This window comes from Streptomyces sp. NRRL B-3229, assembly GCF_000719505.1.
GTDB classification, from domain to species: domain Bacteria; phylum Actinomycetota; class Actinomycetes; order Streptomycetales; family Streptomycetaceae; genus Streptomyces; species Streptomyces griseorubiginosus.
Genome location: NZ_JOGP01000123.1, coordinates 1 through 562, shown reverse-complemented (window position 1 = coordinate 562; position 562 = coordinate 1). Strand labels below are relative to the sequence as shown.

Sequence of the window (562 nt, the reverse complement as noted above, 5' to 3'; positions counted from 1 at the left end):
CTCGTCGATCTCCTTCGACCTGGGCATCCCCGACCTGTTCACCCCGCTCATCTGCGGACAGCCCGTCACCCTCCTGCCCGACGATCTGGACACCGCCGACCTCGGCGCGACTCTTGCCGCCGCCGGACCGTTCTCCTTCGTCAAGCTCACCCCCGGCCACCTGGACCTGCTCACCCACCAACTGGACACCGAACAGGCCCGCACCCTGGCCGGTGTGGTGATCGCGGCCGGTGACAACTTCCCGCTCTCGCTGGCTCGCCGGCCCCCAGGGCACCAAGCTCGCCACCGAGTACGGCCCCACCGAGATCACCATCGGCAACTCCGGCCTGGTGATCGACAAACTCCCGGCGACCGAGGCCATCCCGCTGGGCGCGCCGATCCCGAACACCCAGATGTACGTCCTCACCCAGGAGTTGGAACCGGCCCCGGTCGGGGTGGCCGGTGAGGTCTACATCGCCGGCATCGGCCTGGCCCGCGGCTACCTCGGCCGCCCCGACCTCACCGCCGAGAAGTTCCTCCCCAACCCCCACGGCGAGGCGGGCTCACGCCTCTACCGCACCGG

Annotated in this window: 1 protein-coding gene; it reads left to right on the top strand. The window is 70.3% G+C overall.

Annotation, left to right across the window (positions count from 1 at the left end; all coding sequences use genetic code 11):
* Positions 1 to 230: 230 nt before the first annotated feature.
* A partial coding sequence (locus IF54_RS42600) for an AMP-binding protein (RefSeq protein ID WP_159002319.1) occupies positions 231 to 562 on the top strand: 332 nt, incomplete at its 3' end.